The sequence below is a fragment of the Acinetobacter sp. XS-4 genome (genome assembly GCF_023920705.1).
Taxonomy (GTDB): domain Bacteria; phylum Pseudomonadota; class Gammaproteobacteria; order Pseudomonadales; family Moraxellaceae; genus Acinetobacter.
Map to the genome: position 1 here is coordinate 3,312,048 of NZ_CP094657.1, position 21,409 is coordinate 3,333,456.

The following is a 21,409-nucleotide window of genomic DNA, read 5'->3' on the forward strand; positions in this document are numbered from 1 at the left end:
CTTAATGTGCTCCTTGCATCGTTTGAACAACCTCAACCAATTGTTCAAGCAAATTGCTTAACTCTTGATGAGTAATTACATACGGTGGCATCACATAAACCAGTTTGCCAAAAGGACGAATCCAGACTCCACGATCTACAAATTGCTGCTGTAAAGTTTTCATATCAACATTAAAGGTGAGTTCGACTACACCTATCGCACCCAGCACTCGTACATCAGCAACATACTCTAGCTGATTGAGCGGTGTTAAATATTCAGTAAGTTGTTGCCCAATTCGCTCAATATTGGCTTGCCAATCTTGTTCAATCAATAATTGCGTACTTTTTAAAGCAACTGCGCAAGCAAGTGGATTGGCCATAAAGGTTGGGCCGTGCATAAATACCCCAGCCTCACCGCGACTAATCGTTTCTGCAACATGCTTTGTGGTTAAAGTAGCCGACAATGTCATATATCCGCCTGTTAGGCCTTTACCTATGCACATAATGTCTGGCTCAACTTGTGCATGTTCCCACGCAAACAGCTTACCAGTACGACCAAAACCTGTGGCAATTTCATCAAAAATTAATAACAGATGATATTTCTCGCAAAGCGCTTTAGCCTGACGTAAATATTCAGGATGATAAAAACGCATGCCCCCTGCACCTTGGACAATCGGCTCAATAATCAGTGCAGCAAGGTTTTCATGATTTTGCTGAATGGCTTGTTCTAGCTCGGCAATATCTTCTGGATTCCACTCTTCATGAAATTTGGTCTGAGGTGGTGCAACAAAAATACGGTTTGGTAAACTTGTACCAAAAATTTGATGCATACCTGTGACTGGATCACAAACAGACATCGCATTCCATGTATCACCGTGGTAACCAGAACGTGTAGTAATAAAATTTGTTTTTTGCGATTGACCCTGCGCAGTCCAAAATTGCACAGCCATTTTTAAAGCAACTTCAACGGCAACAGAACCCGAATCTGCATAGAAAATTTTATCGAGACTAGGCGGTGTAATTTTTAAAAGAATTTTTCCTAACTCAATTGCAGGATCATGAGTGAGTCCACCAAACATGATATGGGACATGTTTTGCAATTGGTCTGTCACTGCTTGATTGAGTTCAGGATGGTTATAGCCGTGAATCGCACACCACCAAGAAGACATACCGTCAATTAAAGTCCTACCATCATCTAGTTCAATCGTTGCCCCATAGGCACGTTTAACTTTAAATGTGGGTAAAGGTTGGGTCATTGAAGTATAAGGATGCCAAATATGTTCCAAATCAAAATTATCGGTCATCCTATTTACCCTTTTACAGCGTTCAAATCTTTCATTGAACACATGTTAAACCTGTTAAGAATGAAAGAAAATTGCGATATCAATCAAAGCTTATTAACTTTGCTGATGAATTGTTAAAAATTGGCAGATTTCTTCAATTGTTCGTTCAACTTGTAAATAGGGAAAAGCATGTGTAGCGTCATTTAACACTTTGTATTCTATCTTTTCTGTCGCGATATGTGCAAAATTTTCCTCAATTTTGCAAGGAATGACGCCATCTTGCTCTGCGAATAAATGAAGCTGTGGACCAGAGTATTTTTTTAAGTTATCTACCAAGTTTAAATGCTCTAACATTTCTAACCCTTGTAATAACAACTCATAAGAAGGCGGGTTTGCAATATTTTGCATGTTTAGCCAATCTTGTTTAGCTTGTGCTGACCCTTGAGTAATTAAATAATAAAAGCGCTTTAAAGTGGCTTGTTGGTTTCGTAAAAAAGAATCCTTAAATTGACTGAACACCTCATTAGGCATTGCAGTTTGCCAATTGTCATTGGCTACGAAACAAGGATTAGAAGCGAGCGTAATTAAAGTTTTAGTTTGGCCTGTTTGCTTGTACAAAATATCAACCAGTTGAGTTGCTAACTGTCCACCTAAAGACCAGCCTATTACCACATCAGCCTCAGCCACTAAATCAAGCTGTGCTTGAAAGTTACAATCTAAAAGATTAAAAATATTAATAAGTTGAGTCTCAAAACCCATTTTTTCCAAATGCAATTTTATAGATTGCAAAGGTTCCACACCTACTCCCCAACCCGTAATTAATAAAATTTTATTTTGTAACTTCATATGCCTACCCAAAGCCGATTTTATAAGGATTATATAATAATATCGCTTTAAAATATCTTTGAAAATCAATATAAAATTGAATTTCAAAAAAGTAAAATCAAGCATTTATGAGGACTTAATATTTTGAAATATATTGATAAATAATACCTGCATTATTCATAGTAAATATACAAAACTTTAATTACCTAAACATTGAAGCTACTCAAAAAACAACATAATCCACACTTCGCCTATAAATCCATTATGCAATGTAATTAATGTTAATACTTATGTTTTTTTATTAAAAGAAATGACTCATCAATTCATTTTAATGTTAGAAGATTAATTATTGAACAAAATATACTGAGAAGGCTAATATGAACAGTCAAAGTACAATATCTGATGGGAGAGAAAAAAATACATATTTTGTTACACCAGATGATATTATAAAAAATTTATCTTTAGATAAAAATTACTGCTTATTTTTGGATATTGATGGGACGTTAGCGCCATTCCAAATTAATCCTAAGCATAGTTTTATCCCTAAAGTTACATTAGAAATTATAAAAGAAATAACTCAATTAAATATACCTATTATTGCTGTAACAGGTCGAGATGTAGACACAGCTCGTAAGCTGTTACATCCTATCGAGATTCCTGTTGCTGGCTTGCATGGTTTAGATATTTATTTTGGCTCAGATCATTATATTCGACCAGATTTAAGTTCGATTAATTTTAAAGAATTAAAACAAGATATTATAAAATCTTGTGAGAAATATCCTGAATTATTAATTGAGGATAAAGGATATTCTATTGCTTTACATTATCGAAAAAATCCTGAATTAGAAAATTATGCCATTAACATTATGCAAAATATTAATTTATATTACCCTCAACTAAAAGAAAATAAAGGCAAGTGTGTAATTGAATTAATACCAAACCAAGCGGATAAAGGTAGAGCAATCCAAACCATATTAAATCACCTTAATCTATCTTCATCCCACCCTATTTTCATAGGAGATGATTTAACAGATGAGTCTGGCTTTATTTCCATTAATCAGAAACTTGGAACTTCAATTAAAGTAGGCTCTGGTGAAACACAAGCTCACTATAGATTAAAAGATATTGATAATGTCGCTAATTTTCTTCTTTTATTTAAAAACAGAATAAAAAGCTTATATGTCAAAAATATCCAAAATCAGAATGGAGAAAAATTATGTCTAAATTAATTGTGTTATCGAACAGAATAAGTATGCCATCAGGCAAAGCTTCAGCAGGTGGCCTTGCCGTGGCTGTGCAAGATGCCTTGAATGATAGTAATGGCATTTGGTTAGGCTGGAATGGTCAGCAAATCACCGATAGCGAAGCGCCAGAATTTGAACAGGCCTATTCTGAAGGAATTGATTACATTACCTGTCCTCTTACTCATCAACAATACGCGCAATATTACTGTGGATTTGCAAATAAGGTTCTCTGGCCAGCAATGCATGCTCGAGAAGATCTGATTGAATATAATGCGCAAGAATATAGTACCTATCAAAAGGTCAATCGATTATTCGCTGAAAAATTAAAACAGCTTGCACAGCCTGAAGATCTTATTTGGATACACGATTATCACTTTTTTAGTGTGGCGCGTTACTGCCGTGAATTAGGCATGCAGAATAAAATTGGTTTCTTCTTACATATTCCTTTTGCTAGCCTAAATATCTGGCACAAAATTCCAGTGGCTCGAGAATTAATTCAAGACTTGAGTCAATATGATGTTATTGGTTTACAAACTCAGATCGATCAAAATGCATGTATGCAGACTTGTCTAAATTTACTTGAAGCTCAGAAAATTCAAAGCAACAGTATTAGCTATAAAAAACGTCAAATATTAATTAAGTCGTACCCAATTGGTGTTCAGCCAGAGATTATACAAAAGCAAGCACAACAAGATCTGGCGACCTCTTCCGTGTTTAATTTTGAAGAAATCCCACGTCAAAAAACTATTATTGGGGTTGATCGTATTGATTACTCAAAAGGTTTACTGGAAAGATTTAATGCATTTGCAACCTTTTTGGAAACCAGCCCTGAATATCATGGTTTAGTTCGACATCTTCAAGTTGCAATACCATCTCGTACCGATATTCCGGCTTATCAACGTTTATATCAACATTTTAAAACCAAGCTTGAGTTAATTAACGAAGAGTTTGCACATGAAGACTGGAGACCGGTAGATTGCTGCTATGACACGGTTCAACACCATAATCTTATGCACATTTACCGCCATTCAGATATTTGCTGGATCAGTTCACTACGCGATGGTATGAACCTAGTTGCTAAAGAATATATTGCAGCCCAAGACCCAGAAAATCCGGGTGTACTTATTTTATCTAAATATGCTGGAGCTGCTGAGCAGATGTCTCAAGCCCTGATTGTTGACCCACAAGATAGAGCTGCAATGATGGATACTTTAAAAATGGCTTTAGAAATGTCTAAAACTGAGCGTATTAATCGTTATCAGCAATTGATAGAGGTATTAACAACTTCTGATCTTACCAATTGGCGAAATAACTTCTTGGATGATTTAGAAAAGACACCAACTCTACTGATGAAGCCTCAGCGATTATTACAAGATAATTATCAATCTATCTATCAAGTTTTATAAATCTAAAAAAGAACATCGAGAAATTTAATTTCTCAATGTTCGCTAGAGGGGATCTATTATTTACAAATTAATTTGTCTTGATTAATGTAAAACGGTTAAGTAAAGCAATAATAAAAAGCAATACAGCTACGCCTGTTAAAACTGTACTTAAACCAGTCCATTCACCAATTAAACCGATTAAAGCTGGGCCACTTAATGAGCCTGTATAGGCAATCGTAGATACTAAAGAAAGTGCTGCTGCTTTAGGCATCTTGTTTTGTCGACCAACACGAGAAAACATCACAGGCACAATATTAGAACAGCCTAATCCTAAAAGTGCATAACCTAATACAACCACCTGCCACACTGGTGCTGTTACAATAACAGCCATACCAATCGCGGCACCAATTGCACTATAAGTTACAACATTTTTTTCACCCCATTGCTTAAGCAAGACATGACCTGCAAAACGACCAGTGGTCATGCTCAGAGCAAAAAAGGTATAAGCAAGACCTGCAAAGGCTGGATTCAGCTGATACTTACTTGTTAAATAAATACCACCCCAATCCATCGCCGCACCTTCTGATAAAAAGGCAATAAAACACATCATACCAATAAGCAGAATAATGCCATCGGGACGATAAAACTTTTTTAGTGCTTGTGTTGTATCTTCATGTGGCTTTTCATCCTGTTCAAAAGACGTTAAACAAGAAGGAATAGCAACACCACCAATAACAAGCAAAATCATAACGACTGATAAAGTACTCATTAAGGGTGAAAGCCCTACTGCCAATAATGCAGTCACAAGCATAGCCCCCGTTAAGCCACCAAGACTACACATTCCATGAAAACTAGACATGAGCGCTCGCAAGCTATGTTTTTCCACAACCACTGCTTGTAAATTGATAGCTACTCCAAGACATCCTGCTGCCGACCCAAACACAAATAATGCTACAGCCATCATCACAATGCTGCTCCACACCGTGAGGCTTGGTAATAACACCATTAATAGCATCAATGCCAACGCAATTAATGGCCGATATCCCCAACGCTTAACTAAAGCACCGGTCGCAGGCATCGCAATCATTGAGCCAATCCCCATACAAAGCAAAAGCAAACCAAAATCAGCATGATTGAGATTTAAGCGTTGCTGTGCAAAAGGAATCAGAGGTGCCCAAGCGGCGGTCGCAAACCCTAAGCTAAAAAAGCTGAGTCGTGTTGCAAGACGCTGTGTGCTTAAGAGAGCAGCTGTGTCTAAAACAGCAGGTTTGGTAAATAACATATTTCGCGAACTCACCATAAAATCATTGGCGATCCATACCAACCGATTTTCCATAGAAAAACCCTTGCCTCATTAGATTTCTAGGCAAGGGTTTTGTTGGCGAAATTATAAACAATTTCATAAAAAAAACAGGGGGTGTGATACAATTTTTCTGACTTTTTTGTAACTGCCAAAGCCTTATATAGTAAGGCTTTGAATATGTTCAATTTGACAAAACTAACATTTAAAAGATGAGTTGATTTTATAAAAATAAGCCAATAAAAACCCAGCTTAAGCTGGGTCATTTTATTAAATTTGAGATTGAATATAGTTTTGTAAGCCAATCAACTCAATTAAACGTAATTGCTTTTCTAACCAGTATGTATGGTCTTCTTCGGTATCTGATAATTGTTGACGCAACATATCACGGCTAATGTAATCGCCTTTCTCTTCACAAAGTTTGATACCAGTCGCTAACTTTTCGCGAACATGATATTCAAGCGCCAAATCAGCTTTTAAACAAGTTACAACGTCTGTACCAACATTGATATCTTCACGGTGCATGTTTGGTTTAGCACCTAAAAACAATACACGACGAATGATCGCATCAGCATGAGAAGCTTCTTCTTGCATCTCATGATCAATACGTTCATAAATTTTATTTAAACCCCAATCTTCATACATACGAGAATGGATTAGATATTGATCACGGGCAGCCAATTCTCCGCCAATGAGCATATTTAAATAATCTATGACTTCTGGATTGCCACGCATAATAAATCTCCTATCGTATGTGAACTATTATGGGCAATCTTAAAAATGATTGCAAAATAAAAATTCATTAAGTTTATGATTTTTATCAAATTAAAATGAGAAACATACGCATTTACAGTTTAAGTTAATTAAATTTCCTCTGCAAAAAGAAACGCTTGTCTGATTTATAAGTTCAAACAAGCGTTAAAATATGACATAAACCATCAATTTATTATTTTGTAACTAAAATCAATGGTTCTTATTTCGGTAGATCTATTCGCTTAAGGTCTGCCCATAGCTCGCCATAAGTGATAAGAAATCAGTCTCATTCATAACTGCAATACCAAGTTTTGCTGCTTTTTCTAATTTCGAACCAGCCTTTTCACCTGCAACAACACATTTGGTTTTACTTGATACACTACCACTTACGCGCGCACCTAATGCTTGTAGCATCTGAGTCGCCTGATCACGAGTCATTTGCTCTAATGTACCTGTTAAAACCCAGCTTTCACCATTTAACGGCTGACGTGTTGGAGCTGTTGGCGCATCCCAATGAATTCCAGCTGCAATTAAGCGATCAAGCACTTCAATGTTATGCGGTGCCAAGAAAAAGTCAGCAATCCACTCTGCGGTAATATCACCAACATCTGGGGTTTTCTTTAAAGCTTCAACATCAGCAGCTTTAAGCGCTTCTAAAGTTTGGAAAGTATTGGCCAACATTCTAGCTGTTGTTTCACCCACCCCACGAATTCCCAGAGCATAAATAAAACGAGCAAGCGTTGTCTTCTTACTGGCTTCAATGGCATCAATTAGATTTTGTACCGATTTCTCACCCATTTTTTCAATACCGAGTAAAGTTTCTCGGTGCTCATGCAAATGGTAAATGTCGGCAACATCTTTGAGCAAATCGAGATGCAATAAAGACTCTACCCAGCGATCACCCAGACCTTCAATATCGAGAGCTTTACGTGATACGAAGTGACGAATGGCTTCAATTCGCTGAGCAGCACAGTAAAGACCACCAGAACAACGTGCTAAAGCCTCACCTTCAGGCATTACAACTGGTGAAGCACAAACAGGACAGCTTTCAGGTAAATGTACAATTTCAGCGTCAGCCGAGCGGAATTCTGGCCAAACTTTTTCTACTTTAGGAATAACATCGCCCGTACGATATACACTAACCGTATCGCCAACACGCACGTCAAGACGATGGATTTCACCAATGTTGTGTAAAGTTACGTTGGAAACCGTTACTCCCCCTACAAATACAGGGTTTAAACGTGCTACAGGAGTCAAAGTTCCTGTACGCCCTACTTGCCAATCAATCTGATCAACCGTAGTTAGTGCAGCTTGTGCAGGGAACTTATAGGCCGTTGCCCAACGTGGCTCACGACTTAGGAAACCAAGTTGTTGTTGCTGTTTTAAGTCATCAACCTTTACGACCATTCCATCAATTTCAACTTGTAGATCTGGTCGTTCTTGTTGGATTTGCTCATAACGCTGCTGTACTTCTTGAATTGAATTACATAGATATTGACGCTCAGCAATTTCAAATCCAAGTTGTGTGAGCCATTGTAGACTGTCATGCATAGTCATTAAGCTATGATTTGGTTCGCACTGGGCAATACCATACGCATAAAACGCTAAAGGTCTACTGGCAGCAATATTCGGGTCGAGCTGTCTTAAACTACCAGCTGCTGCATTACGCGGGTTCGCAAACGTTTTATCACCTTTTGCTTCCTGATCGGCATTAAGTTTTTCAAAGCCAGACTTTGGCATGAGTACTTCACCGCGCACTTCAAGCAAACGTGGAATTTCAAAATGATCTGAATGTAACACTTTAGGCAAGTTGCGAATCGTTTTGACGTTTTGGGTAATGTCTTCTCCAGTTTCACCGTCACCACGTGTAACACCACGTGTTAACACACCGTTTTCATACCAAAGCGAAATCGCAAGACCATCAAGTTTTAGTTCTACTTCGTATTGTACTTTTTGATTTGGTAGTCGCTCTTCTACACGGCGAGCAAATGCAAATAAGTCTTCCTGATTAAAAACATTCCCCAAAGAAAGCATCGGAACAACATGAGTCACACTTTGAAATTTAGAGAGTGCTTGTCCGCCTACTTTTGTTGTTGGAGAGTCTGGTTGAACCTGTTCTGGATATTTCTCTTCTAAAGCTTTTAACTGGTGAAATAAATGATCATATTCACTGTCCGAGATTGTCGGCTGATCCATTACATAATAGGCATGGTTATGCTTTGCAATCAGTTGAATAAGCTGACGCATCTGTTCGATCACGGAAGTTGTTGCCATTATGTTATTCACCATAAAAAAGGGTGGAAATTTCTCCACCCTGAGCTGCGACTAGATATGTTGCAATTATCGCAACGAACGTAAAAAATTAAAACTAGGCGGTCGCATGTGCCGGACGATAATCAATCACATGATGACGCCAGTGCTCTTTTAACTGCGGTGTAAATTCAAGATTATTCTCATCATAAACTTTGCCATCAATTTCACGAGCAATTAAACCGGCAATACTTGCCATCATGTCAAAACCAGTCACAGCTTTACTGTTTGGAAGCGCAAGGAAAAATGCCAACCCTTGAACTTGTTCACTAGATAAAGTTTCAAGATCAAACCCTGCTGGGCCATTGTCTGTCATACGCAGTACTGAAAACATTAGTACGCTCGGCTCATCCGTATTTTCATAGCGATGGAAACATGACATTTCGCCATAACGTAAACCGTATTTTAATAATACTTTAAGTGCTTTATCGCCAGATAACGCGCGACGAGGGTTTGGATAGACATTCAACGCAATGATCTGTTCCGCCACCGCTAATGCACTTTCATCATCATAACGTTGCTGTTCATGCAAATGTACATCCAGAATATTACTCTCGCCTTCAAATTCAGCAATTTCGGCAGTTTCAATATTTGGGTTCAAACTCAACTCCGGCTCAGTTTTTTCAGTTCCAGATTCCAAGTTTTCTTCTGATAAAGCTTCTGATTTAACAGAAACTGTATCAACTAACTCAACTGAACTATCTGTGCTAATGGTAGAGCTTTTTACATTTTCTTCAGATTTAATTTCATCTGAAGAGTTTTCAACAACTGGTTGAGTTGGTTCGGCTGAAATTGATTTAGCAGGTTCTACAGCCAAGGTTTCTGTTTGTTTTGTTTCACTGATTTGTGCTGGTGCAGATTCATTTAAAGTCGGCTCTACTCGCTCTGCGCTAGTCGCAGATACACGCTCGGCTTCAGTTTGCTCAAGTTGATCTCGCACATGTCTAGGTATAACTGGCTGATTACTATCAGGATTAATATGCAAATCACTATCTAATGAGGGTTCGGCATGGTTTGACTTTTTTAAAATCATTTTTAAGCCAATTAGCATAATAACAATGGCGACAACGATGCCAATAATCGTATTGATTTCCATTCTATGACTCCGAAACTAACCCGTATTCTTTTGCCTGTTCTAAATCGACAGTGACTAATTTTGATGTACCCGGTTCAGGCATGGTCACACCCAACAAATCAGTTGCCATGGTCATTGCCAGCTTATTATGTGTAATGTAAATGAATTGTACATGTTCAGAAAGCTCTTTTACCAAATTACAATATCTCTGAACATTCGCATCATCAAGTGGTGCGTCCACTTCATCTAACACACAAAACGGTGCCGGATTTAATCTAAAAATCGCAAATACTAATGCTAACGCGGTTAAAGCCTTTTCTCCACCAGAAAGTAATGCTAGAGAACTATTTTTCTTACCCGGTGGTCTTGCCATCAGTTTAACACCAGATTGCCAGTCATCTTCAAGGCTTAAACTCGCTTCACCACCATTAAAGACCTTTGGAAACAGATTTTGCAACTCTTGATTAATCTGATCAAACGTTGTCATAAACAACTTACGGGTTTCTTGATCAATGCTTTTCATCGCATCTTTTAGTTGAGTTACCGTATTTTCCAAATCTTGGATCTGGTGACTCAACTCATCAAAACGCTGAGAAACCTCTTCAAACTCTTGTGAAGCAGCAAGGTTCACCGCACCGATTTTTTCAAACTGCTTCTGTACTTTTTCCAGTTTTTGCTGGTGCTCAGTTAAATCAAGTTGTAAGCATTTTTTGATCTCGGCATTTAGCTCTTTTAGCTGTTCTTGGTAATGTTCACGATCTGACTTAGCTGCTTGCCATGCCAAACGCTTGTTTTCAAGTTGTTCTCTGAGCTGTTCATCTTTTTGTTGATATTGATGACGCTGATCTGTCAGGGTTTGTTGTTTTTCCTGCACACTATTGAGTTCAAGCTGCCATTCATTCCAGTTCTTTTGCAACTTTTCAGTTTGAGCAAATTGTTGCTGAAACTCCGACTCAAGATTTGGTAACTCTAACTGAATAGGGTCAACAAATTTTTTCGCCTGCTCCATTTGAGCATTAATTTGCTGATATTGGCTCTGCAAGAACGAGATATCTTTTTCAAGCAGTTCAATTTGTTGGGTGGTCTGCGTACTACTACGACGTAAAATCTCGCGTTCTTGTTGCTGATGTTGTAGAGTTTGTTGCTGTTCTTCTAACTGCTCCGTTAACTCTTCTACCCGAAATTGCATAGTTTTATAATCAGGTAAAATGGTTTCAAGTTTGATTGCTAGAGCATGCAAATCAATCTCCAGATCATCTTTTTGCATTGCATCTTCTTCAAGCTGCATGTCTAGCTGAGCTAACTGATCTTTCAATTGTTGTTTTTGCAGTAAAAATGCTTGTGCTGCGGTTTGCTGTTTAGCAATTTGCACATCAAGCTGTTGTAAGTTTTTTTGTTTGTGTTTAAAAACTTGCTGTTTCTGCTGCAAGTCAGACTGCAACTGCCCTAGTTCATCTTTTTGCTGAACTAAAATTTGGTCTAATGCTTGTAACTCAGGTTGCTGCTTTTCAAGAGCTTGCTCAATTTCATCTAAACGAATGCGATGGCTCAGCATACCTTGTGCACTTTGACTCTCGTCATCATACATAAGGGCAATGACCCAATCCTGTCCAACATGATAACCATCTAAAGTCAAAATAGACTGACCATGTTGTAGTTGCTTTTGCTCATTTAAAGCAACAGTCAAATCTTGTGCAATCGCTACATTCGAAAATATTGATAGTTGTGGCGAAGCAATCCAATCATTTAAATAGGCCAAATTACCTTTAAATTGACTTGTTTGCTCTGAAGGTTTTAACTGACGCGCAACCCCTTCTTGAAAAGTTTGTTCGGTCTCAACAATATGTGCCTGCAACCATTTTGCTAAAAACTTTTCAACAATCTGTGCATGTGGCTTGCCCTGTTCTGTTAACTGTAGAGCCTGCATTAAACGTAGTGCATCTTGATGTTGCTTTGGGCTTTGCTTAGCAACAAGCTGGTTTAAGTTTTTCTGCTCAGATAATAAAACCTGTATTTCTGTTTTCAGCGTTTGTTGTTGATTTTTACTTGACTGATGTTGCTGTTGAGACTGCTCTAAGCGTAGCAATTGTTGCTCAATTTCAGCCTCTAGCGTCGAGATATCACGACAAAGCTGTTGTTGCTGTTGCTCAAGCTCACCCTGCTCATCTTCATGAACATGTGATTGAATCTGACTTGCTTGATGTTGCAACGTTTCTTTTTGCTGTTCAATGCGTTGAACATTTTTACCTAACTGCTCAATTTGAGCAGACATTTGCATTTTTTGCTGCTGTTGTTTTTCAACCTGAGCTTTTACTTGTTCAAACTGTTGCTGTGCTTGTTTTTGCTGAGATTGTAAATCAGCAAAGTTTTGTTCAGCTTCCGTTGCAGTATACTCAATTCCAGTTAATGATTCAGTTTGTTCATCTAACTGATTATTGAGTGTTTCAAGTTGCAATTCAGAAAGTTGTAAACGTTCTTTAGTTTGGAATTTTTGCTGTTCTAACTGAACGAGAGTCATACTATTTTGCTGGTATAAACTCTGTTTTTGTTCCAGAGTCATTTTCAGTTCAGATAGTTTTTTTTCAGCTTGTTGCCATTCTTGTTGTAATGGTGAAGATTGCTGAATGAGGCGCTGAAATAAAGCACTGGTTGCTTCTAAATCATGTTCAATTGTACTTAACTCAGAGCGAACCAATTTAAAAGTCTCACCCAGTTCATTCATTTGAACTGTATATTCTTCTTGAAGGCGTACGCTTTTATCTGCCTGAAATGACAAAATTTCAATTTTTAGGGTCCGAATCTGGCTTTCCAGAGTTTTATATTGAACCGCTGCTTCTGATTGACGTTTAAGCGTCTTCAGCTGTGATTTTAACTCGAGGGCAATATCTTCTAAACGTGAAAGATTTTGCTCAGTATGTTCAAGATGTTGCAACGTTTCGCGTCGACGAGCTTGATAGCGTGAAACACCTGCTGCCTCTTCAATAAAGATACGCATTTCTTCAGGTTTGGCATCAACCAGACGGTTAATCATGCCTTGTTCAATCACTGCATAAGAACGCGGCCCTAACCCAGTTCCTAAGAAAATATCGGTGATATCACGACGGCGGCAACGTGTGCCATTTAAGAAATATTCGGACTTACCTTCACGGGTGACCTGACGACGAACGGCGAGCTCATTATAAGCATTATATGACCCGCCCAATTTGCCATAGGTATTATCAAAACGTAGCTCAACACTCGCCACGCCCACTGGCTTACGCTTGGAAGTTCCTGTGAAAATAACATCTTGCATGCTACCACCACGTAGTTGACGAGCATTTGATTCGCCCATCACCCAACGAATAGCATCAATTACATTTGATTTGCCACAACCATTTGGACCAACCACTGCTGTGCGGTTCGCCTTAAAATTTAAAGTTGTACTATCTGCAAAAGATTTAAAGCCGGAAAGTTTTAAACTGCTTAAACGCATAATGCCCTAACTAGCGGCGTGAGCGTCTTGCCCAGGCCAATTCAATCTGTTTCATTCGTGTCAGCGATTCCAACACAAGGTTACGTAAGTGTCGACAAAAATCTTCCATAAATAAAGCGGCTTGTTGTGATTTTCGGATCAAAATTGCATCAGTCACGAGTTTAAATAATTCAAATGCTTCTTGTAGTTCCCGCTTAGAGGTATTTAAGGTCAAAAAATAACTACGACGCAGTGAAGGTAGTAACTCTTTATAAAACTTCATTAGATAAGGATTTCCGACCATATCTTGCTGTTCAGCGAGATATTGGAAAACACCATCATAAAACTTTTCAATATCGCCCGCTTTCACATGCTCAAGAAGTTGTTCTAACAATAGCTGTAATTGATCTGCTTCATGTGCGCGCCATGTTTCACTTATTCGTTGAACAATATGCCCCAATAACATCATATTTGTGTCAAACAGTGCTTTAACCTGCTGTGCTGACATTTCTGAAACAATTGCCCCGCGGCGTGGAAATATCTCAATTAAATGAGTACGCTCTAATAATAACAATGCTTCACGAACTGACCCACGGCTCACATCAAGCTCTTTGGCAATACGCAATTCTTGGATACGCTCGCCTTCAACCAACTCGCCACTAATGATCTGTTCGCTAATATATTTGACAATTTGCTCAGAAAGACTTTCTGTCTCTTCGAGATTCATAAATCACCCGCTACTTTTTATATGCATTAATCCATGCTTTTCTTTCGCATCCTTGTTTTTAACTGATCGTACCGATTAAAAACTATGTCATTGTCTGACAATTTTATTGCATTTTAAGCCAACCCATTTAAAAACAACACCAAAATCGGATGAATAAAAGCCCCGAATGTTCTTATATTATTTAATAAAAAAAGCTCGAATTTCTAAAAATTCAAGCTCTTAAGTCGTAGCTCTAGTAAGATTAATATTTTATTCTCTAATTCATAATCCCTTTATAAATAAAATAACTACCCACCACGACTAACAAACAGGCAAAGCATTTTTTCAACATTTGTGGTGACAATGCATGAGCAACTTTTGCTCCAAATTTGGCTGTAATAAAACTCATGACACTAATGCCAATAAAAGCATAGATGTGCACATAACCAATCGTGTTAGGTACAGAGATGTGTTCTTTTGCACCAAACCACATAAAACCAATTGCACCTGCAATAGCAATGGGTAAACCACAAGCAGCAGAAGTTGCGACTGCTTTTTGCATGACGACGCCATGACGGTTTAAATACGGAACAGTTAAGCTACCGCCCCCAATACCAAAAATTGCTGAAGCAACCCCAATACCACCACCTGCCATGAATTGCATTGATGTTGAAGGAAGCTTGCTGTTTGGATCGACCATAACATGAGCACCTTTAAACATACGATAAGCCATGAAAACAGCAAAGACACCTATAAGGAGCTGTAAATGCTGACCAGACATCAGGTCGGCAATACCAGCACCCAAAAATGAACCAATAATCAGCCCAGGCGCCAAGTTACGAAAAACAGGCCAGAGTACTGCACCCTTTTTATGATGGGCAGAAACTGAACTAAAAGACGTTACGATAATGGTTGCAAGTGATGTTCCAACTGCAATATGCATGATTACCGCAGGGTCATAGTGCAACTGGGTAAAAACCACATAGAGGATTGGTACAATAATTAGTCCACCACCAACTCCAAACAATCCGGCAGTAAAACCAGCAATTGCGCCAATGAGTAAATATATGATTAACTCCATAAATGTTTTACCACTCTGCTCATATTCAACATGGATTTAGAGACTCGCCAACTACAACAACTTTTAAGCGCAAAAAACCAGCTTCCAGAAGTGGTTTTATTAAAAGCAACCACAACTTCGACCAATGATGATATTCGTGAAATTGCCCAAAAAGGCATTACAACAGGCTTGGTTTGCAGTGCTCAACAAACTCAAGGGCGAGGTCAACATCAACGGCAATGGATTTCACCTGAAGGAAACATTTATTTAAGCACATTGGTGCAAACTCGAACACCCTTAGATGGTCGCTTAGCACTTGAAGTTGCTCTAAATATTCTGCAAATTCCGCAGTTGCAGCCTTTAAGCTTACAAGTGAAATGGCCAAATGATTTGTATAGTGCTCAAGGTAAATGGGGTGGAATTTTGGTCGAACCGCTTTCCCAGCATCAAGCTATTGTGGGTGTAGGCATTAATTTAAAAACACCGCCAGTAACCGACAATGACCAACCAATTACCTCATTAGAAGATTTAGGTTTAGAACAAATGAGTCGTCTTGAACTCATTTCAGAGCTATATGTCGCTATTCAAAATGCAGCTCGCTGGTTTGATCATGGTTGCTACAACTTGGCAGGACGTTTTAATCACCACGCTGCATGGATTAATCAGTTAGTTCAGTTCGAACATAGTCAGGGACTGGTACATGGCCGTTTTGTTGGAATATCCAATGAAGGTGCAGTAATTCTTGAAACCCCAGAACCTCAGCAGTTTTATCAAGGTCGCTTAAGACCACAAGTGAATCAATAAACAGGTGTTCTTCCATGAAAAGTTTATGGCTTGATATCGGGAACACCCGTTTAAAGTATTGGATTACTGAAAATCAGCAAATTATTGAGCATGCAGCTGAGCTACATTTACAGTCCCCTGCCGATCTGCTACTTGGTTTAATTCAACACTTTAAACACCAAGGTCTGCATCGTATTGGGATTTCTTCAGTTCTCGATACTGAAAACAACCAACGTATTCAGCAGATTTTAAAATGGCTCGAAATTCCTGTTGTTTTTGCCAAAGTTCATGCTGAATATGCTGAGTTAAAGTGTGGCTATGAAGTACCAAGTCAGCTCGGGATTGACCGCTGGTTACAAGTATTAGCTGTAGCTCAGGCTAATGAAAACTATTGCATTATTGGTTGCGGAACAGCGCTTACGATTGATCTAACGCAAGGTAAACAACATTTAGGAGGTTACATCCTCCCTAATTTATATTTGCAGCGCGATGCACTCATTCAAAATACAAAGGGCATTAAAATTCCAGACTCAGCTTTTGATAACCTGAACCCAGGTAATAACACAGTCGATGCAGTGCATCACGGTATTTTGTTAGGCCTTATTAGTACGATTGAAAGCATCATACAGCAATCTCCTAAAAAGTTGCTCCTTACAGGTGGGGATGCTCCCCTTTTTGCTAAGTTCTTGAAAAAATATGATCCAGTCGTAGAAACTGATCTTTTGCTCAAAGGACTACAACAATATATTGCTCATTATCCTAAAGACTAAAATACAGAACAAAATAAAAGGCGCTATATGCGCCTTTTATTTTATAAGTTTATTTCTTTTGGTCGTTGTTACCAAACAGTGGGCCCATTCCGCCGCCACCGCCGCCGCCAAATTGTTTTTGCATATTGCCTAATGAACGCATCATTTTGCTCATACCAGATGGATTCGCAAATTTCTTCATCATTTTAGCCATTTGTGCTTGTTGCTTAATGAGTTTATTCACTTCAGCAACATCCATACCACAACCTGCCGCAATACGTTTTTTACGGCTTGGGTTCATCAAGTCTGGATTACGGCGTTCTTTAACGGTCATTGACTGGATAATAGCTTCCATTTTCTTGACCTGTTTTTCAGGATTTGCTTGCTCAATAGCCTGCTGAATTCCTGCACCGCTCATGCCAGGCAACTTATCTAAGAAGCCCATCATACCGCCCATACTTTTCATTTGCTCAAATTGCATCAGCATATCTTCAAAGTTGAAGCTGCCTCCTTTTTGCAATTTTTTAGCCATTTTTTCGGCTTTTTCTTTGTCGATTTTGCGTTCAACTTCCTCGACTAAAGAAAGTACGTCACCCATGCCTAAAATACGTTGAGCAACACGATCTGGATGGAATGGTTCTAAAGCATCAAGCTTTTCACCCATACCTAAGAACTTGATTGGCTTACCCGTAATTGCACGTACAGAAAGCGCAGCACCACCACGTGCATCACCGTCAGTTTTAGTAAGAATCACACCCGTAAGTGCTAATGCATCATTAAACGCTTTAGCTGTATTTGCAGCATCCTGACCTGTCATGGCATCAACCACAAACAAGGTTTCAGTTGGCTTAACAGCAGCATGTAATTCTTTAATTTCGTCCATCATGTCTTCATCGACATGTAAACGACCTGCAGTATCGACAATTAACACATCAGCAAACTGGATTTTTGCCTGTTCAATTGCACGATTAACGATATCAATTGGCTTTTCTGAAGCATCTGATGCAATAAAGCCTGCACCAACTTCTGCTGACACAGTTTCTAACTGTTTAATCGCTGCTGGACGATAAACGTCGGCAGAAACTGTCATTACTTTTTTCTTTTGACGTTCTTTTAAGAATCGTGCCAACTTAGCGGCAGTTGTCGTTTTACCCGCACCTTGTAAACCAGCAAGTAATACAACAACGGGAGGCTTAGCACTTAAATCAAGTGTTTCATTCGCCTCACCCATCATCTTGGTAAGTTCGTCATAGACAATTTTTACAAATGCCTGGCCTGGTGATAACTGAGTCATCACTTCTTGGCCCAATGCCTCTTCCTTAACTTTCGCGATAAATTCACGAGTTACAGGTAACGCGACATCGGCTTCAAGAAGTGCCATACGTACTTCACGTAAGGTATCTTTAATATTGTCTTCGGTCAGCTGCCCTGAGCCAGTAACATTTCTTAAACTCTGTGTGAGTCGTTCTGTTAAGGTATCAAACATTGCAAAATCCGCTTAAAATGGCTAGTTGCAAAAAAATCTTTCTCGAAATAGAAAATTTATGCATAGAATGCTATAGGATACTTTAGTTCGCAGCGAATTTATATCTTATATAGATGAATTAATCCTGAAAAAGGTTTGACATGATTAGCCTCCCCTTGGTTTACACAATTTTGGCACTCATCGCATATACCACTTCTTTCTGGTATCTGTTTATTCGTTTAATGTCAAAACGTGAACCAAACCCATGGTTATTTGCTTTTGTTGCGACTTTGGCGCTCCTATTGCACGGTACAGTTTTATGTCACGCTATGCTGACACCAGCCGGAATTAACTACGATGTTTTTAATTTAGTATCTTTTACATCGTGGCTTATGCTGTTGTTAAGTTTAATTTTTAGTATTTTCCGTCCCATTGTACCGTTAAACTTGTTAGGCATTCCTGTAGCGGCTATTGGTCTAATTTTAGGTTTTGGATTCAGCCGACCAGATCAATTTATTGAGCAGCATTCGCTAGGCTTAGATACTCATATCATTCTTTCACTTTCTGCCTATGCAGTTTTGCTTATGGCAACCATTCACGCTATTTTGCTATGGTTCCAAAATCGTGAACTCAAAAAGAAACAAAAAAAACGTTTTTGGGTCAATTTACTTCCGCCAATTCAAGCGATGGAGTCTTTGTTATTTGATCTGATCATTACTGGGTTCATTTTATTAACGATTGCACTCGCTTTTGGTTTCTTGACGATCGATAGCTTCTTTGCACAGCATCTCGCTCATAAAACCGTATTTAGTATTATTTCTTGGTTTATCTATGGCTCACTCTTGATTGGCCATTACAAACTCGGATGGCGAGGTCAAAAAGCGATTCGTTTTACCTTAATTGGTTTTGTACTTTTGGCGATTGGTTTTATTGGTAGTAAATTTGTGCTTGAGATGATCTTGAGCCGTTAAATAAATTAAAATTTCTTCGATACTAGACAGCGTTATACATATCCCGTATAACGCTGTTTTCTTTTTGCTCAGGTGACACAGACTGTGAAACTCATACTCGCTCCAATGGAAGGTTTAACTGACCCGATCATGCGGGATACACTCACATCTGTTGGTCATTTCGACTGGTGTGTGACCGAGTTTATTCGAGTTACTGACAGCATTTTGCCAGACCATATTTACTATAGTTTTTGTCCAGAATTAAAAAATGACGGTAAAACAGCAGCTGGTACACCGGTACATGTTCAATTCCTAGGGAATAATCCCGAGATGCTGGCAGCAAATGCAGCAAAAGTTGTAGAGCTTGGTGCACCAGCAATTGATCTAAATTTCGGTTGTCCTGCAAAAACTGTAAACCGACACCGAGGCGGCTCTGTTCTTCTTGATGAACCTGATGTTGTACATATGCTTATTAAAGCAGTGAGAGATGCGGTGCCTGCACACATCCCTATTTCAGCAAAAATGCGTTTAGGTTATCTCGATGAAAACCACACCATGGAAAATGCCCATGCTGTTGAAGATGCTGGTGCAAGCTGGTTGACGGTTCATGCACGTACTAAAGCAGATGGTTATACGCCACCTGCCTATTGGGAAAAAATTCTGCCCATTAAAGAAGCTTTAAAAATTAATGTCATTGCTAATGGTGAAATCTGGAACAATGCTGATGCTAGAGCTTGTCAGCAACAATCTGGCTGTGAAGATTTAATGATTGGACGTGGTGCTGTGACGACCCCTGATTTAACCCAATGTATTCGTGAAAATATGAATGAAGCGTTATTTAGTTGGGAACAACTGGTTGATTTACAAATTCGTTTTTTAAACGGTCAGGCAAAAACAGAAATTGGTATGGTCGGTCGTTATAAGCAATGGTTAGGGATGATGACAAAAGCCTACCCACAAGCTAAAAATTTATGGGACCAAGTAAAACGTATTAAAGCTTTGGATGAAATTGTCCAACAGTTAGAACATACCAGATCAGAAACCATTTAACGCAGTATAGTCAAAAAAAAGAGGGCGATTGTTTTTACAACCGCCCTCTTTCGTATTTCAGGTTAAGCTATTATTCTTTTTTAAAAGCCGCTTACTTTCATTTTAAAGTCGGTTACAGAAACGCCAGTGACACCAAAACTCCCCATTGAGCCATTCGGTAAATTATTAAACGTTGTTGTATTTTGGGTACCCATATTTCCTAAAGTGACATTGTTAAGTGAAGCATCAAATTTACTTGATACGCCTGTATTTCCAAAAGTTAATCCAGTTGGATCAACACCTGCATAGAAACCATCAAGCACAAAACCAGTTGAGGTATTTGTGCCCGCAAATTTAAATCCAAATGTAGCACCCGTATTATCGGACACTAAAGTAATTGGACAACCTGCAGCAGCAGAACAAATAGATTGAATTGCCCCTCCAAATTTAACCATAACTGATTGAGCAGCATGGCCAAGCTGAATATTTAAACGAGGTTTATTGGTTTGTACAAAGTTAATATCTAGATTGCCAGTAGAACGGATCAGTTCTTTTACGCCCGTATTTACTGTCGTTCCCGAACTAAAAATTGATTTTGGCGCATAACTTGTTAATGCATAATCGGATGGACTAGATAAAGATGCACTAGGGGCCATATAGACTGAAAAAGGTAAAAGTCGAATACCGTTTACATCACTCCCCATAGATACCGCTAAATTTAAAAAAGGATTTCCACCACCAGCATCGACATCCATTGCAATATTAAAAGAAGGATTACTCGATACAGCAGCTTTAATAAACTCTATGCCAGGAACTGGATTAGTAGAATTCCCTGCAATGACAAAGCCAGCCTTACTATTATACGAAGTTGAGGCAATACCGTTTGTATCAATCAGAGTGACTTGATTAAATTTAACTTTATCAGCCTGAATACCTAAGGTTAAACCATTTTGACCCGTTGCTGCTGCAAGACTTTGGTCATCTAAAGGTTGCATTGCAAAAACACTTGAACTACTGGCAAGTAACAACCAGCACCCTATATTTTTATTCTTCATGTCGCTCT

General features: G+C 38.7%; 17 protein-coding genes. 6 read left to right on the forward strand and 11 right to left on the reverse strand.

The window, feature by feature from the left end; translation table 11 throughout:
* Position 1: 1 nt before the first annotated feature.
* Positions 2 to 1,282, reverse strand: a complete 1,281-nt coding sequence (gene bioA / locus MMY79_RS15405) for an adenosylmethionine--8-amino-7-oxononanoate transaminase (protein ID WP_252609986.1) — start codon at positions 1,280 to 1,282, stop codon at positions 2 to 4.
* A gap of 93 nt (positions 1,283 to 1,375) precedes the next feature.
* Positions 1,376 to 2,107 carry a hydrolase gene (locus MMY79_RS15410; RefSeq protein ID WP_252613539.1) on the reverse strand — a complete coding sequence of 244 codons (732 nt, stop codon included), beginning with the start codon at positions 2,105 to 2,107 and terminating at the stop codon, positions 1,376 to 1,378.
* Positions 2,108 to 2,463: 356 nt separating this feature from the next.
* Between MMY79_RS15410 and otsB the strand changes: the two genes are divergently transcribed.
* Both otsB and MMY79_RS15420 read left to right on the forward strand, forming a co-directional pair.
* Complete coding sequence (gene otsB / locus MMY79_RS15415; RefSeq protein WP_252610001.1) at positions 2,464 to 3,315, forward strand: trehalose-phosphatase; 852 nt, start codon at positions 2,464 to 2,466, stop codon at positions 3,313 to 3,315.
* Positions 3,303 to 4,736 (forward strand): trehalose-6-phosphate synthase, encoded by a 1,434-nt coding sequence (locus tag MMY79_RS15420; RefSeq protein WP_252610004.1) that lies wholly within the window; start codon positions 3,303 to 3,305, stop codon positions 4,734 to 4,736. Before otsB ends, MMY79_RS15420 begins: the two co-directional genes overlap by 13 nt.
* 67 nt (positions 4,737 to 4,803) lie before the next feature.
* Here the strand turns inward: MMY79_RS15420 and MMY79_RS15425 are convergent, their stop codons facing one another.
* From MMY79_RS15425 to MMY79_RS15455, 7 genes are all read right to left on the reverse strand, one after another.
* Positions 4,804 to 5,997, reverse strand: coding sequence for an MFS transporter (locus tag MMY79_RS15425; protein ID WP_252613541.1), 1,194 nt, complete (start codon positions 5,995 to 5,997; stop codon positions 4,804 to 4,806).
* 288 nt (positions 5,998 to 6,285) lie between these two features.
* Positions 6,286 to 6,750, reverse strand: a complete 465-nt coding sequence (gene bfr / locus MMY79_RS15430; RefSeq protein ID WP_004794241.1) for a bacterioferritin — start codon at positions 6,748 to 6,750, stop codon at positions 6,286 to 6,288.
* A 252-nt stretch (positions 6,751 to 7,002) separates the two neighbouring features.
* Entirely contained in the window at positions 7,003 to 9,042 is a 2,040-nt protein-coding gene (ligA, locus tag MMY79_RS15435) for an NAD-dependent DNA ligase LigA (protein ID WP_252610006.1), read from the reverse strand.
* A gap of 94 nt (positions 9,043 to 9,136) precedes the next feature.
* The gene (locus MMY79_RS15440; protein ID WP_252610008.1) at positions 9,137 to 10,174 is read right to left on the reverse strand and encodes a cell division protein ZipA C-terminal FtsZ-binding domain-containing protein; all 1,038 of its coding nucleotides are present in this window, start codon (positions 10,172 to 10,174) and stop codon (positions 9,137 to 9,139) included.
* A 1-nt stretch (position 10,175) separates the two neighbouring features.
* Positions 10,176 to 13,625 (reverse strand): chromosome segregation protein SMC, encoded by a 3,450-nt coding sequence (smc, locus tag MMY79_RS15445; protein ID WP_252610010.1) that lies wholly within the window; start codon positions 13,623 to 13,625, stop codon positions 10,176 to 10,178.
* A gap of 10 nt (positions 13,626 to 13,635) precedes the next feature.
* Positions 13,636 to 14,331, reverse strand: coding sequence for a GntR family transcriptional regulator (locus MMY79_RS15450; RefSeq protein ID WP_252610012.1), 696 nt, complete (start codon positions 14,329 to 14,331; stop codon positions 13,636 to 13,638).
* A 256-nt stretch (positions 14,332 to 14,587) separates the two neighbouring features.
* A complete protein-coding gene (locus MMY79_RS15455; RefSeq protein WP_252610014.1) occupies positions 14,588 to 15,391 on the reverse strand; it encodes a sulfite exporter TauE/SafE family protein in 804 nt (267 codons plus the stop codon).
* A gap of 30 nt (positions 15,392 to 15,421) precedes the next feature.
* Between MMY79_RS15455 and MMY79_RS15460 the strand changes: the two genes are divergently transcribed.
* Both MMY79_RS15460 and MMY79_RS15465 read left to right on the forward strand, forming a co-directional pair.
* On the forward strand, positions 15,422 to 16,174 hold the full coding sequence (locus tag MMY79_RS15460; protein ID WP_252610015.1) for a biotin--[acetyl-CoA-carboxylase] ligase: 753 nt from the start codon (positions 15,422 to 15,424) through the stop codon (positions 16,172 to 16,174).
* A gap of 14 nt (positions 16,175 to 16,188) precedes the next feature.
* The gene (locus tag MMY79_RS15465) at positions 16,189 to 16,923 is read left to right on the forward strand and encodes a pantothenate kinase (protein ID WP_252610018.1); all 735 of its coding nucleotides are present in this window, start codon (positions 16,189 to 16,191) and stop codon (positions 16,921 to 16,923) included.
* Positions 16,924 to 16,972: 49 nt separating this feature from the next.
* Here MMY79_RS15465 and ffh read toward each other — a convergent pair whose 3' ends face one another.
* Positions 16,973 to 18,388, reverse strand: coding sequence for a signal recognition particle protein (gene ffh, locus MMY79_RS15470; RefSeq protein ID WP_004794257.1), 1,416 nt, complete (start codon positions 18,386 to 18,388; stop codon positions 16,973 to 16,975).
* Positions 18,389 to 18,528: 140 nt separating this feature from the next.
* Here ffh and ccsA point away from each other — a divergent pair, with 140 nt between their 5' ends.
* Together ccsA and MMY79_RS15480 are read left to right on the forward strand one after the other, a co-directional pair.
* On the forward strand, positions 18,529 to 19,338 hold the full coding sequence (ccsA, locus tag MMY79_RS15475) for a cytochrome c biogenesis protein CcsA (protein WP_252610032.1): 810 nt from the start codon (positions 18,529 to 18,531) through the stop codon (positions 19,336 to 19,338).
* 84 nt (positions 19,339 to 19,422) lie between these two features.
* Entirely contained in the window at positions 19,423 to 20,367 is a 945-nt protein-coding gene (locus tag MMY79_RS15480) for a tRNA-dihydrouridine synthase (RefSeq protein ID WP_252610034.1), read from the forward strand.
* 80 nt (positions 20,368 to 20,447) lie between these two features.
* Here the strand turns inward: MMY79_RS15480 and MMY79_RS15485 are convergent, their stop codons facing one another.
* Positions 20,448 to 21,401: a DUF6160 family protein gene (locus tag MMY79_RS15485; RefSeq protein WP_252610036.1), complete on the reverse strand. Its 954-nt coding sequence runs from the start codon at positions 21,399 to 21,401 to the stop codon at positions 20,448 to 20,450.
* Positions 21,402 to 21,409: the final 8 nt, after the last annotated feature.